The organism is Bradyrhizobium sp. Ken64 (assembly GCF_055807555.1).
Genome location: NZ_JBVVPA010000002.1, coordinates 512,548 through 525,363 on the forward strand (window position 1 = coordinate 512,548; position 12,816 = coordinate 525,363).

Annotated in this window: 15 protein-coding genes and 1 riboswitch; of the genes, 9 read left to right on the forward strand and 6 right to left on the reverse strand. The window is 63.8% G+C overall.

The annotated features are described in order from the left end of the window. Nucleotides 1-8: 8 nt before the first annotated feature. Nucleotides 9-641 carry a hypothetical protein gene (locus AC0L2F_RS05510; RefSeq protein WP_007607396.1) on the reverse strand — a complete coding sequence of 211 codons (633 nt, stop codon included), beginning with the start codon at nt 639-641 and terminating at the stop codon, nt 9-11. A 176-nt stretch (nt 642-817) separates the two neighbouring features. Continuing rightward, nucleotides 818-1,687: a DUF1194 domain-containing protein gene (locus AC0L2F_RS05515; protein ID WP_473247759.1), complete on the reverse strand. Its 870-nt coding sequence runs from the start codon at nt 1,685-1,687 to the stop codon at nt 818-820. 284 nt (nt 1,688-1,971) lie between these two features. Next, nucleotides 1,972-2,049: riboswitch (Fluoride riboswitch) on the forward strand. Nucleotides 2,050-2,172: 123 nt separating this feature from the next. Between AC0L2F_RS05515 and AC0L2F_RS05520 the strand changes: the two genes are divergently transcribed. The 7 genes from AC0L2F_RS05520 to AC0L2F_RS05550 all read left to right on the forward strand — a co-directional run bounded on the left by AC0L2F_RS05520 (nt 2,173) and on the right by AC0L2F_RS05550 (nt 6,949). Continuing rightward, nucleotides 2,173-3,384, forward strand: coding sequence for an MFS transporter (locus tag AC0L2F_RS05520; RefSeq protein ID WP_473247760.1), 1,212 nt, complete (start codon nt 2,173-2,175; stop codon nt 3,382-3,384). Nucleotides 3,385-3,400: 16 nt separating this feature from the next. Further along, on the forward strand, nt 3,401-3,790 hold the full coding sequence (crcB, locus tag AC0L2F_RS05525; RefSeq protein WP_007607393.1) for a fluoride efflux transporter CrcB: 390 nt from the start codon (nt 3,401-3,403) through the stop codon (nt 3,788-3,790). Nucleotides 3,791-3,796: 6 nt separating this feature from the next. Next, nucleotides 3,797-4,225, forward strand: a complete 429-nt coding sequence (gene crcB, locus AC0L2F_RS05530) for a fluoride efflux transporter CrcB (protein WP_007607392.1) — start codon at nt 3,797-3,799, stop codon at nt 4,223-4,225. A gap of 4 nt (nt 4,226-4,229) precedes the next feature. Continuing rightward, nucleotides 4,230-4,571 (forward strand): DUF190 domain-containing protein, encoded by a 342-nt coding sequence (locus AC0L2F_RS05535; protein ID WP_063993368.1) that lies wholly within the window; start codon nt 4,230-4,232, stop codon nt 4,569-4,571. Between the two features lie 43 nt (nt 4,572-4,614). After that, nucleotides 4,615-4,920, forward strand: a complete 306-nt coding sequence (gene clpS, locus AC0L2F_RS05540) for an ATP-dependent Clp protease adapter ClpS (protein WP_007594672.1) — start codon at nt 4,615-4,617, stop codon at nt 4,918-4,920. A 547-nt stretch (nt 4,921-5,467) separates the two neighbouring features. Beyond that, complete coding sequence (locus AC0L2F_RS05545) at nt 5,468-5,719, forward strand: hypothetical protein (RefSeq protein WP_007607389.1); 252 nt, start codon at nt 5,468-5,470, stop codon at nt 5,717-5,719. A 60-nt stretch (nt 5,720-5,779) separates the two neighbouring features. Beyond that, on the forward strand, nt 5,780-6,949 hold the full coding sequence (locus AC0L2F_RS05550; RefSeq protein WP_473247761.1) for a sensor histidine kinase: 1,170 nt from the start codon (nt 5,780-5,782) through the stop codon (nt 6,947-6,949). Between the two features lie 44 nt (nt 6,950-6,993). On the opposite strand, the gene AC0L2F_RS05555 is transcribed toward AC0L2F_RS05550, so the two are convergent. The 4 genes from AC0L2F_RS05555 to fabI all read right to left on the reverse strand — a co-directional run bounded on the left by AC0L2F_RS05555 (nt 6,994) and on the right by fabI (nt 10,953). Further along, nucleotides 6,994-8,184 carry an adenylate/guanylate cyclase domain-containing protein gene (locus AC0L2F_RS05555; RefSeq protein WP_473247762.1) on the reverse strand — a complete coding sequence of 397 codons (1,191 nt, stop codon included), beginning with the start codon at nt 8,182-8,184 and terminating at the stop codon, nt 6,994-6,996. A gap of 80 nt (nt 8,185-8,264) precedes the next feature. Continuing rightward, entirely contained in the window at nt 8,265-9,353 is a 1,089-nt protein-coding gene (gene aroC / locus AC0L2F_RS05560) for a chorismate synthase (RefSeq protein WP_473247808.1), read from the reverse strand. Between the two features lie 170 nt (nt 9,354-9,523). Then, on the reverse strand, nt 9,524-10,123 hold the full coding sequence (locus AC0L2F_RS05565) for a histidine phosphatase family protein (protein ID WP_473247763.1): 600 nt from the start codon (nt 10,121-10,123) through the stop codon (nt 9,524-9,526). A gap of 14 nt (nt 10,124-10,137) precedes the next feature. Then, complete coding sequence (gene fabI / locus AC0L2F_RS05570; RefSeq protein ID WP_027568710.1) at nt 10,138-10,953, reverse strand: enoyl-ACP reductase FabI; 816 nt, start codon at nt 10,951-10,953, stop codon at nt 10,138-10,140. A 172-nt stretch (nt 10,954-11,125) separates the two neighbouring features. Here fabI and AC0L2F_RS05575 point away from each other — a divergent pair, with 172 nt between their 5' ends. Together AC0L2F_RS05575 and AC0L2F_RS05580 are read left to right on the forward strand one after the other, a co-directional pair. Next, nucleotides 11,126-11,614 (forward strand): sigma-70 family RNA polymerase sigma factor, encoded by a 489-nt coding sequence (locus AC0L2F_RS05575; protein ID WP_007594679.1) that lies wholly within the window; start codon nt 11,126-11,128, stop codon nt 11,612-11,614. A gap of 106 nt (nt 11,615-11,720) precedes the next feature. Then, entirely contained in the window at nt 11,721-12,491 is a 771-nt protein-coding gene (locus tag AC0L2F_RS05580) for an anti-sigma factor family protein (protein ID WP_473247764.1), read from the forward strand. Nucleotides 12,492-12,816 lie beyond the last annotated feature (325 nt).

A 12,816-nucleotide genomic window follows, 5' to 3' on the forward strand; every position in this document is an offset into this window, starting at 1 on the left:
CGTGACGGTTAGGCCGTCCTGTCCACCGTGGACGACGAATCCGCCGGCGGATATTTCGTCACGGGCACCACGAAGGACTTGTTGCGGACCTGGTAGATGATCTTGCCGTTCTGCCCGTCGTCGGTCGCAATCTGCGCCTGCCCGAACATGATGACGTTCTTGTAGACGGTGCCGGTGCCCTGACGGGTGACGCCATCGGTGGTGACGCTGACCTGCGCTTCGTTGCCGTTGACAGCGAGCACCCTGAAGCTCGCGCTCTTGCCATTGTCACTGGAATAGCCGCCCCAACTTCCCATCAGGCGGCTGTCGGAGGCCGGCGGCGCCTGCTTCTCGAGAGTCGCGGTCTGCTTGCCCGCGCCCGCAGATGACAACAGCACCAGACTCTTGCCGTCCTTTGTGCCGACCGTGACCGTGCCGAAGGTAAGAAGCGAACCTGCGACCTCGCCAAAACCGCGCTCCGTGCGCCCGTTATGGGTGTACTCGACCTGCGCCCGGGCACCGCGGATGTTCACGACCTTGAAGCTGACGGGCTGGTTGTTGCCCGCCCAATTGCCTTTCCACTCACCGAGCAGGGAGCTCTGGTGATACACCCGCTCGAGAGCGGGAGAAATCTGGCTGGTGCTCGACGTGACGATGGCCATTGGGTTGCTCGGCGGATTTGTCTGACAGGCCCGCTTCGTTCGCGCCCCGACAGGAACGTCAGAACAGTATCCGGAAAACAATTGGAAGCAGCCGATTAGGGCCACGCAACAGTTAACGCATGGTTAAAATTCCATCGCGGGCAAATGGGGCAAAAGGTCTCGTTAACTGGTGGCGCTCAGCGACCCCAGCGGTCTGACCAGATCTTCTCGCCGATCATGCAGTTCACACGCGGCTCCTTGTCCTTGTCCGCAACGTGCATCACGGGGCGCTCCGGCATACGGCCCGCAACCTCCATCAAGAGCTTGGTGCGGATGGCTTCCTTGAACTTGTCGCGGTCCTTGATCGTGATGACGAAGGAACCGGGGCCGCCGATGACGCAATCTTCATAATAGAAGTCGAGATTGTCGATATCCATGGTCGAATAGGACGGCTCCTTGACCATGATCGGCAGGCCGTTGATGACGATGCCCTTCTCGATCGCCGCGTCGCGCGCGATCGTGACCGGCGTGCCATTGTTGTTGGGACCGTCGCCGGAAATGTCGATCACGCGGCGCAGCCCCCGATAGGGATCCTCATCGAACAGCGGCATCGCGAAACTGATCGCGCCGGAGATCGAGGTGCGCGAGGCGCGCCGGATCGGCGTCTTCAGGATTTCGGCGGCGACGGCATCGGCGGTCTCCGGTCCGTCGATCAGGCGCCAGGGAATGATGATCTTCTGGTCGGTCGAGGCGGCCCACTCGAAATAGGTCACCGCAATGCGGCCGTTCGGGCCCAGCTTCAGCGCCTGCAGGAATTCCTTCGACTGGATCGCCTGCGCATAGCCTTCACGCTGAACCGCGAGCTCGTCCATGTCCATGGAGTAGGAGACGTCGACGGCGAGGATCAGCTCGACATCGACCGTCTGCGCGTCCCTGTCGGCTGCTTGCCGCTCCGGCTGAATTTTAGGCGACTCAAATTTGGGTCCTGGTGCCGCGATGCCCGCGACGTCCCCTCCGGCGAAGATGCCGGTCACCAGCACAGCCCCGATCGAGAACAGCAAGCGCATCGCAGCCTCCCGTCGTATGACGCGATGGTGACATGCAATCGCCTTGCCGCAAAGTCCGAAGATCGCCCGCGCTTCACATTCAGGTTAGGCATTTGCCAGTTAGGCATTTGCGGGCGGGAATTGCGAAGCACTACGCAAAGCTGCCGGCATGTTGCCGCGCTCGCGCCACTGACTGCGCGATCGTAAGCACCGGAATGCAATAGTGCGGTGCGCTCCCGGATTGACGGGCCACTGGACAGAGTACCTCGCCCACTTGTCCGGCGCGATTTCCATGTTAGGCTGGCGACACAGATGGGGATGGAGTCCCCCGACAACCGCCCGGCGGCCTGTGACCGTAGTGGGCTGATGACTCCTGCTAGAGGAGGGGCAATTTCGGGCCTCTGCCTTCGGCGGGAGCATGGACAACCCCGCCGCTGGCGGGTTTTTTGTTGCCTGGACGCGAAGGCAAGGAGCGGCCGAGGAGAGGCCGAGGAGAAGTCCTGGACGTGACGACGACAACACCGAATGCTGCACGTGCGGGGCTGCCCAGGGGGATCTGGGTGCTCGGTTTCGTCTCGATGCTGATGGATGTCTCTTCCGAGATGATCCACGCGCTGTTGCCGGTCTATCTCGTCACCGTGCTCGGTGCCTCCACACTCACGGTCGGCTTCATCGAGGGCATTGCAGAGGCGACCGCCTCGATCACGAAGATCTTCTCCGGCGCATTGTCCGACTGGCTCGGCCGGCGCAAATTGCTCGCCGCGCTCGGCTACGGACTGGCCGCGCTGACAAAACCGCTGTTCCCGCTTGCCCCCAGCGTCGAATGGCTGGTTGCCGCGCGCTTCATCGATCGCGTCGGCAAGGGCATTCGCGGCGCGCCGCGCGATGCGCTGATCGCCGATATCGCACCCATCGGCCTGCGTGGCGCGAGCTTCGGCCTGCGTCAGTCGCTCGACACCATCGGTGCGTTCGTCGGGCCGCTCGTGGCGATCGGCCTGATGTGGTGGACGACGGACAATTTTACGATGGTGTTCTGGGCGGCCGTGCTGCCGGGCTTCCTGTCGTTCGGACTGATCGCGTTCGCGGTGAGCGAGCCGGAGCCGGACCCAGGCCGGGAGCCCTCAAGGAATCCGCTGAACATCGCCGCGATGCGGCAGCTTGGATCCCTGTACTGGCGTGTGGTCGCGGTTGGCGTCGTGTTCACGCTGGCGCGTTTCAGCGAAGCCTTTCTGATCCTGCGCGCGCAGAACATCGGGCTCAATGCGATGTGGGTGCCGGCCGTGCTGGTGCTGATGAACATCGTCTATGCATTATCGGCCTATCCGGCCGGCGCGCTCTCGGACCGCATCAACCGCACCGGCCTGCTCGCGCTCGGCCTCGTCTTCCTTGCCGGCGCCGATCTCGCGCTCGCGCTGCTGCCGAACCTTGGGGGCCTCGCCCTCGGCGTCGCGCTGTGGGGACTGCATATGGGATTGACGCAAGGCCTGCTCTCGGCCCTCGTCGCCGACACAGCGCCACCGAGCCTGCGCGGCACCGCGTTCGGCTATTTCAACCTGTTCACCGGCCTTGCCTTGCTGGCCGCAAGCGTGATCGCCGGCGCACTGTGGGATGCCTATGGTCCGGCCGGCACGTTCCTGGCGGGGCTCGGCTTCGCCCTGGTCGCGCTGATGGGGCTGTTCGCCGTCGGCAACGGGCTGGCAATGGAGGAGAAACGATGACGGGGGGCTGTTCGCCGTGCTGAGCGGAGTGCTTGCGATCATGATCGGCAGCGTGCTCGGCGGCTGCGCGCGCTATTTCATCTCCGGCGCGATCGCCCGGCGGCTGGGCGAGACGTTTCCGTGGGGCACCGTGACCATCAACGTCACCGGCGCCTTTCTGATCGGCATTTTTGGCGCATTGGCGACCCATCCCGGCTCGGCCTTCGCCGCGCCCGATCCATGGCTGTTCGCGGTCACCGGCTTTCTTGGCTGCTACACCACGGTCTCCTCGTTCAGCTTGCAAACGCTGACGCTGGCGCGCAACGGCGAGGCGATGCACGCGCTCGGAAATGTCGCGGTCTCGGTCGTGCTCTGCCTCGCGGCAGTCAGTTGCGGCTTCCTCCTCGCGGACACTCTGGGAGGCTAGAGGCAGATGAAGTCCTCCTCCTCTGCCGATCGCTGGCGCACCGCGACGCTCTATGCCTGGATTGCCGCCGGCAGCATGGTCGGCGGGCTGACGCGCTATCTGGTTGGGCTTGCGCTCGACACCGGCCCCGGCTTCCCCGTCGCGACGCTGTTCATCAACGCCACGGGCTCGCTGATCATCGGCTTCTACGCGACGCTGACCGGCCCCGACGGCCGGGTGCTGGCGCGGCCCGAGCACCGGCAGTTCGTCATGACCGGGTTCTGCGGCGGCTACACGACCTTTTCAACCTTCAGCCTCGAGACCTTCCGCCTGTTCCACGGCGGCATGAAATACACGGCGCTCGCCTATATCGCGGCGTCCGTCATTTGCTGGCTGGTGTCGGTATGGGCAGGCCATATGATGGCCAGCGGCACCAACCGCTTGCGAAGGAGCTGACACCATGCAAATCCCCAATCAGGCAGTTTCGCTCCGGATCTTCATTGGCGAGAGCGACCATTTCGACGGCAAGCCGCTCTATGAAGCGATCGTGTTGACGGCGCGCGAGCGGCATCTGGCCGGCGCCACCGTGCTGCGCGGCCCGATGGGCTTCGGCAAGTCGAGCCGGCTCCACACGTCCAAAATCCTGCGACTCTCGGAAGACCTGCCGCTGCTGGTCGAGATCGTCGACAGCGAGGACAACATCAATGCATTCCTGCCCATCCTGGATGGCATGATGTCGAGCGGCCTGATCACCTTGGAGAAGGTGCAGGTCCTGCAATATGGTGAGAAGGCCGCGCGCTGAGCGCGCCGGCAGGAACCGGAGCCCGCCATATCCGGGAGGCGGAATGAACGATACCGTTGCCAAACCGAAAACCAGGACGAAGACCAAGGTCGAGCGGCCGAAGCTTCATAAGGTCATCCTGATCAACGACGACTTTACGCCCCGCGAGTTCGTCACGATGATCCTCAAGGCCGAGTTTCGGATGACCGAGGATCAGGCCTACAAGGTGATGATCACCGCCCACAAGCTCGGCGCCTGCGTGGTCGCGGTTTTCACCAAGGACGTCGCCGAGACCAAGGCTACCCGCGCAACGGATGCCGGCCGCACCAAGGGCTATCCCCTGCTGTTCACCACGGAGCCGGAGGAATAGTGGCACCGGTCCGGCTTTGCTTTGGCGCCCCCTTCGATTTCGGCGCCTAATCTGTTCTGCCGAATAATGTATCTATTGGCCGTCAACAGGCGCATGGTAACCCATCACCGGCCCGCCACGGCATCCATCGGTGACTGAGAGAGTCTTTGCGCTCCCGCCCAATGCGGAGCGTCCTGTGCAAGACACCACCAAGAGAACCATCCCGCTGAGCAATCGCCTTGCCCAATTGGCAGCTGAGGCTCGCCGTCGCGCAGAGATTACCCCGCCCGGCGTGCAGCGGGAATCGCTGCTTAGAGCGGCGCGATTGAGTGAAACGGCCTCGCACATTCACGACTGGATAAGCCTGCCTGGTCCCAAAACACCGAGGTAGCGGCAAGCCAACCTGGCCGGCGGCCTGTTCACGTCGAGTGACGATCCGGGCCAAGGGCGGCATCCGCCTGCAAATCACACCTCAAATATAAGTTGTATGAAATGAACTATATCTCATTTTGGTTGTTGTAACAACGTCCCAAACGAAACGGGGCGGTCAACAGCCAAAGCAGCCCCCATGATGAAATCTCTTATTGCGTTCGCGATGTTCGCGCTCCTCGGAGTGTCCGTAATGGTGTTGCCCGGTTTTGCTCCGCAAGTAAAAGCGCGCGAAACCGTTGCTTTGGCGAAGGCGGACCGGCTGGCGAGCCATCCGGTGGCCAGCAATTGCCTGGGCCAGGTCTGGCCGGACTTCGAAGCATCATGTCTGCGCCGAGGTGAATCCGATGTCAGGATTCATGAAGCTCGTTTGGTCACCGCGCGCCGTTAGACCACAATCGCAAAGCGCCGGCCGAGCTTGTCGGATGATCCAGGAAAGTGTCGTGCACAGATGTCAATGCCCCCAACCTCCTTGCCGAACGTTCTCGTCGTCGAAGACGAGATGATCCTGCGCATGCGCGCAGTCGATATCGTGGAGGATGCAGGCTTCTGCCCTGTGCAGGCCGTCAACGCCGACGAAGCCATCGCGATCCTCGAGTCGCGGTCGGACATCTCGCTTCTGTTCAGCGACATCCAGATGCCCGGGACCATGGACGGCTTGAAGCTGGCCCACGCGGTGCACGATCGCTGGCCTGCCATCAAGATCGTGCTGGTTTCCGGTCAGGTAAAGCCGTCTGAAAACGAAACGCCGGCGGACAGCCGCTTCTTTCGCAAGCCGCTCGCCGTCGACGAAATGATCTCGCAGTTGCAGACGATGATCGGAGCGGGCGCGCTAAAAATCCTTCCGACCACAACGACTGATCCCGGGGAAAATCTTGAGGTTAGTCGTTCGCCACAGGAATCGGTTCTGGCCGCGGAAAACGACAATTTGCGCCTGTTGCTGGAACAGGCGGACACCGACGCCAAGGTCCTGCTCGCTCAAGCCGGCATCGAAGCCCACGAGCGCGACGCTGCCGACAAATTGCAAAAGCTGATCCTCGGAGAGCTGCATCATCGCATCAAGAATACGCTTGCAACGGTGAGCGCTATTGCGGCCCAGAGCTTCCGGACGGCGATCAGTCTGGAGCACGGGCAAAAGGCCATGGATGGCCGCTTGCTGGCGTTAGGACGTGCCCACGACCTGTTGATACAGGTCAGCTGGTCAAATGCGAGCCTCACTCATACCCTGAGCGGCGCCACCGATCCCTATGACAGTCAGGGGGGCCGACGATTCCATTTCAATGGCCCGGACCTCCGGATCACGTCCGGTGCCGTGATAGCGCTCGCAATGACGTTCAACGAGCTCTGCACCAACACGACGAAGTTCGGCGCGCTGTCCAGTTCCTCCGGGCATGTCGAGATCGCATGGACGGTCGACGAGATCGAGCAAAGGCTGCGCCTGAAGTGGAGCGAAAGCGGCGGCCCTGCGGTGGCGCCGCCAACACGACGGAGCTACGGCACCCGGATGATCGAGTCGCTCGGCCAGCAACTGAACGGGCAGGTGCGGCTGGCCTACGAACCGTCCGGATTTGTCTATCAGCTGGATGTCCCGCTGAGGTCGGTGATGGCGTCGAACGCCTGAATTCTGCTCACCGGGTTGATGGCGGCGGACGTCCGAGGACGACCTCAGGCCATCACCATTGGCGTCTCCTCCGTCAGCCCGTATACGCGCTGCGCCTTTGAAAAGCCCGCGATCGGGAATTCGCCGAGCTCGTGCCAGTCGTGGCGGCAGACATTGGCGAACATTTCCGAGGCGACGACGGTCCGCCCCAGGCGACCCGTGATCTTCTCGAGCCTGGCGGCAAGGTTCACGGCGGGGCCGATGCAGGTGAAGTCGAGGCGGTTGCCGCCACCGATATTGCCGTAAAGGATGTTGCCGACGTGGAGCGCCACGCCGAAGCGGAAGCGCTCGATGACGTCGCCGACCGGATACGCGAGCGCCTCGACGCTGGCGCGGGATTCGCGTGCCGCCTCCAGCACGCGCGTGCAGACATGCGCGGTATCGCCGACATATTCGTCGATGGGGAATACCGCGAGCAGGCCGTCGCCCATGAATTTCAGCACCTCGCCGCCATGGCCGCGGATCGCGGCGACTTGGCAGTCGAAATAATGGTTGAGGATCTCGACCACGGTCTCGGCCGGCAGCCGGTCCGACAGTGCGGTGAAGCCGCGCAGATCGGAGAGCCAGATCGCAGCCTGCATGGTGTCGTTGTGGCCGCGGCGGATCTGACCGCCAAGGATGCGCGCGCCGGCACGATTGCCGACATAGGTGTCGAGCAGCATCTCGGCGGTGCGGCGCAGGCTGATGATCTCGGTGATGCGCGCGAGCGGTTTGAGGATGGCGTGAATCGCCGCGATGTGGTCATCAGTGAAGCCGCCTGGATGGCGCGTGGTCCAGCTCGTCGCGTGGACCGAGCCGTCGAGAAACTGCATTGGCGTCGCGACGTAGTCGGTTACGCCTTCGGCTCGCATATCGTCGAAAAAAGGGAAATGCTTGCTGCCGGGATCGTCCATGCGTCCCCGCACCTCAAGTCCCTGCTCGAACACGACCCGCAGCGGACTTCTGGCGAATTCCGGCGTCTCCAGGATCTCGAAATCGACCGTGCCGATCTCGACCTCCTCGCCCTCCCGCCAGATGAAGTTGCGACCGAAAATTTCGGGATGCAGCGTGCGGATGAAGATGCCGAACCGCCATAGCGGAAGACCGGCTGCGACCATCCGTTCGCAGGCTTCCGCCGTCATCTCGGCCGGGGCCTTCGACGACCAGGCGCCGTCGATCAGCCAGTTGGTGATGCGTTGGAGTTCGGAGCTTTCCATGTCGGCATTTGCGGACGAAGTTGTGGGATCGTCAAGCTGCGCGGTGGGCTAGTGGCGCGATACAAGCGCCTCGCGCAACGCTAGCGCCCGACCTGGCCGCGGTCGCGCAGGAAATGATCCGCCAGCACGCAGGCCATCATGGCTTCGCCGACGGGGACGGCGCGGATGCCGACGCAGGGATCGTGGCGGCCCTTGGTCATGATCTCGGTGTCGGCGCCGTTGCGATCGACGGTGAGACGCGGCTGCAGGATCGACGAGGTCGGCTTCACCGCAAAGCGCACCACCACCGGCTGTCCGGTGGAGATACCGCCCAGCACGCCGCCAGCGTGGTTGGACAGAAAACGCGTGCCGTCATTGCCGGTGCGCATCTCGTCGGCGTTCTCTTCGCCGGTCAGTTCGGCCGCGGCAAAGCCGGCGCCGATCTCGACGCCCTTTACCGCATTGATGCTCATCATTGCGGAGGCGAGCTCGGCGTCGAGCTTGGCGTAGATCGGAGCGCCAAGGCCAGCCGGCACACCTTCGGCGACGACCTCGATCACCGCGCCGATCGAGGAGCCGCTCTTGCGGATGCCGTCGAGATAGGTCTCGAAGAACGCGGCCTTGTCCTTGTCGGGACAGAAGAACGGATTCTTCGCGATCTCGTCCCAGTCCCACTTCGCCCGGTCGATCTTGTGCGGCCCCATCTGCACCAGCGCGCCGCGCACCTTCACATCGGGCAGCACCTTTCGCGCGATCGCGCCGGCGGCAACGCGCGTCGCGGTCTCGCGCGCCGAGGAGCGGCCGCCGCCGCGATAGTCGCGCAGGCCGTACTTCGCTTCATAGGTGAAGTCGGCATGGCCAGGGCGAAACTTGTCCTTGATCTCGGAATAGTCCTTCGAGCGCTGGTCGGTGTTCTCGATCAGCAGCCCGATCGGCGTGCCCGTCGTCACCTGCACGCCGGTCTCCGGATGCGCCATCACGCCGGAAAGAATCTTGACCTGGTCCGCCTCCTGACGCTGGGTCGTGAAGCGCGACTGGCCGGGCCGGCGGCGATCAAGGTCGCCCTGGATGTCGGCCTCGACGAGCGGGATCATGGGCGGGCAGCCGTCGACCACGCAGCCGATCGCCACCCCATGGCTCTCGCCGAAGGTCGTGACGCGGAACATGTGGCCGAAGGTGTTGAAGGACATCGCGAACTGCCGCTTGGCGTTGACGTTTTGCACGGACGTTGGTCAACGTCGTAGCGCCGAGGAGCATTGGGTTCAACCCTAGTTCCGTCATTCCGGGGCGATGCAAAGCATCGAACCCGGAATCTCGAGATTCCGGGTTCGCCCTTCGGGCGCCCCGGAATGACAGTTGCTTAACTAAACTTTTCCAGCCGCCCGTCCCGGAACACGTAGACGGCGCCCTGCTCGATATAGAGTTCGGCCGCGCTCGCCGGCGTCTCAAGGCCGAGTGAAACCATCAGGGCCCGGCAGGTCCCACCATGGGCGACCGCGACGGTGTCGGTACGGAGCTGGTCGTACCAGGCGCGCACGCGGACCTGCACATCGGCGTAAGTCTCCCCGCCCGCGGGGCCCACCGTCCATTTGTCAGCGAGGCGCCGGGCGTAGATCTCGGGATCGGAGGCCTCGCTCTCGGCCAGCGTCAGTCCTTCCCAGGTGCCGTAGCCGATCTCACGCAGGCGATCGTCGAGCGTATAGTCCGCAGTCGGCAGTTCGAGCTTGCTCCGCGCCAGTTCCATGGTCTCTCGCGCGCGGCCAAGCGGACTCGACACGTAGGGTAATGCGGCCTTGTCGCGGCCCTCGCGCTTGAAGAGATCGGCGAGAATGCCGCCGGCCTGCACGGCCTGATCGCGACCGCGCGCGTTCAGCGGAATGTCCTTGATGCCCTGAAGCCTCCCGAGCGCATTCCACTCGGTCTCGCCGTGGCGAAGGTAATAGATCGTGGGCACGGGCATTGCTGGGTGAAAAGTTAGTCCTTCCCGCCGAACGAAATGTCCGGCGCGTCCGGGCGCTTCATGCCGAGCACGTGATAGCCGGAATCGACGTGGTGCACCTCGCCGGTGACGCCGCGCGAGAGGTCGGATAGGAAATACAGCGCGCTGCCGCCGACGTCTTCCGTGGAGACGTTGCGCCGCAGCGGCGCGTTGGCCTCGTTCCACTTCAGGATATATCTGAAATCGCCGATGCCGGACGCCGCGAGCGTCTTGATCGGCCCCGCGGAGATCGCGTTGACGCGGATGTTCTTCTCGCCGAGGTCGGCGGCGAGGTAACGCACGCTCGCTTCGAGCGCCGCTTTCGCAACACCCATGACGTTGTAATGCGGCATCCACTTCTCGGCGCCGTAATAGCTGAGCGTGATGAGCGAGCCGCCGTCGGTCATCAGCTTCTCGGCGCGCTGCGCCACGGCTGTGAACGAATAGCAGGAGATCAGCAGCGACTTCGAAAAATTCTCCTGCGTGGTGTCGACGTAGCGGCCGTCGAGCTGCTCGCCATAGGCGATCGCATGCACCAGGAAGTCGATCTTTCCCCACTTCTCCTTCAGCACCGCGAAGGCGGCATCGATGGTCGCGGCATCGGTGACGTCGCAGTGGCCGAGCACGAGCCCGCCGATCTCGGCGGCGAGCGGCTCGACGCGCTTCTTCAGCGCATCGCCCTGATAGGTGAAGGCGAGCTCGGCGCCGGCCGCGTGGCATGCCTTGGCAATGCCCCAGGCGATCGAGCGGTTGTTGGCAACGCCGAGGACCACGCCCCGCTTGCCTTGCATCAGACCTGAATTCTGCGCCATTTTGCTAACGTCCCGTCGAGCTCCCGGTGAGGTTTGGAGGTACACCAGCCCTCCGTTGCGGTACAGTCCTAATACGCGGCGTTAACGCTGTTTCAAGCGCCGGAATAGCCGTTCCGGTCGGGTGTTATGAACGTTGTGGCGCTCGCGCCGACATCAGGACGTCAAGACCGCAATGAGTGCGTTTCGCCAGAGTGTTGAAGCCATGATCCCGGCGTTGCGCCGCTACGCCCGCGCGCTCACGCGCGAGGCGGATGCGGCCGACGATCTGGTGCAGGATACGCTGGTGCGGGCGCTGCGTTCGGAGCGCCTCTTCCTCGGGGGCGACGTCAGGAGCTGGCTCTATACGATCCTGACCAACCTCAACAAGAACCGGCGGCGCTCGCTGGCACGACGGCCGCAATTTATGCAGCTGACGGAGAACAACCCGGATGCCAGCGGGACCGAAGCCGAAGGGCGCGATATCGAGAGGGCGCTGGCGACGCTCGTCGAGGAGCAACGCTCGGTGCTGCTCCTGGTGATGCTGGAGGGCATGAGCTACCGCGAGGTCGCCGACATCCAGGGCGTGCCGATCGGCACCGTGATGTCGCGCCTGGCACGCGCCCGCGCCCACGTTAAAGCCTCGCTGGAGGGTGAGCGCCCGGCGCTCAGGCGGGTGAAATGATGGCAGGATTGATGCATTGCGCCGGTCGTTTCTCCTGCATGGCATGGGAAGCGGCGCAATTGAACCACGAAGAACATTTTGGGCCGCAGAGCCAGAGACGATCGATATGAACGACCGCAAGATCCCAGTGACCGAGGACGAACTGCACGCCTATGTCGACGGCGAGCTGCCGGCCGAGCGCCGCGCCGACGTCGAGACCTGGCTTGCCGCGCAGCCTGAGGATGGCGAGCGCGTGCAGTCCTGGCGCGCCATGGCCGAGATGCTGCACGCCCGCTACGATTCCGTCGCCCAGGAGCCGGTGCCGGCGCGGCTCGAGCTCGAACGGCTGGAGCGCCGCCCGCGGCACTGGCTCTATGGCGCCGCCGCGGCCGTGCTGGTTGCCTTCGTCGCCGGCGGCACCGCCGGCTGGCTGGCGCATGGTGCCGCCAACGCGCCCTCGACCTTCCAGAGCTTTACGACTGACGCACTCGACGCCCACCGCCTCTATGTCGTCGAGGTTCGCCATCCCGTCGAGGTCGGCGGCAACGAGCGCGACCACCTCCAGGCCTGGCTGACCAGACGCTGCGGCTGGACCGTGTTTGCACCGAACCTGGAGGCGAGTGGACTGAAGCTCGTCGGTGGCCGGCTCTTGCCGGGGCCGAATGGGCCGGCGTCGTTCCTGATGTATGAGGGCGCCTCGGGCGAGCGGTACACGATCTACACCGCCAAGACCGAGAATGGCGCGACGCAGATGCGCTACGCCAGAACGGACAAGGACGAGGCGCTGTTCTGGGCCGAGCGCGGCGTCGGCTACGTCGTCAGCGGTGGCAGCGACCGCGATCGGCTGACCAAAGTGGCGCAGGCGGTCTACGACCAAGCAGAGAAAAACGGCACCTAGACAACCACGCAAACGCGGTGCCTCGATTCCGACATTGAAAATTTGGAATGAAGACATCGGCGCGTCTCATTATCGCACCGGATGATCACGCGAAAATGAGCAGCGTTCGATCCGCCGATCGACGCGGGCGGCCTCGATTGGGGTTTTTGGTACCGCGCTGGTCCCCCTCTCGAGGCCGCACCTTTTTATCGGCTGCCCCGCCGGACAGCCGACACGTCGAGCACGTGAGCCAAGAAGGGCTAGCACGCCTCGGGCATATGATGAGCATCATCTCGATGGACGACGCTCTCAGTCTTTAGGAGAACCCCTTCAGCTGCCGATCTCG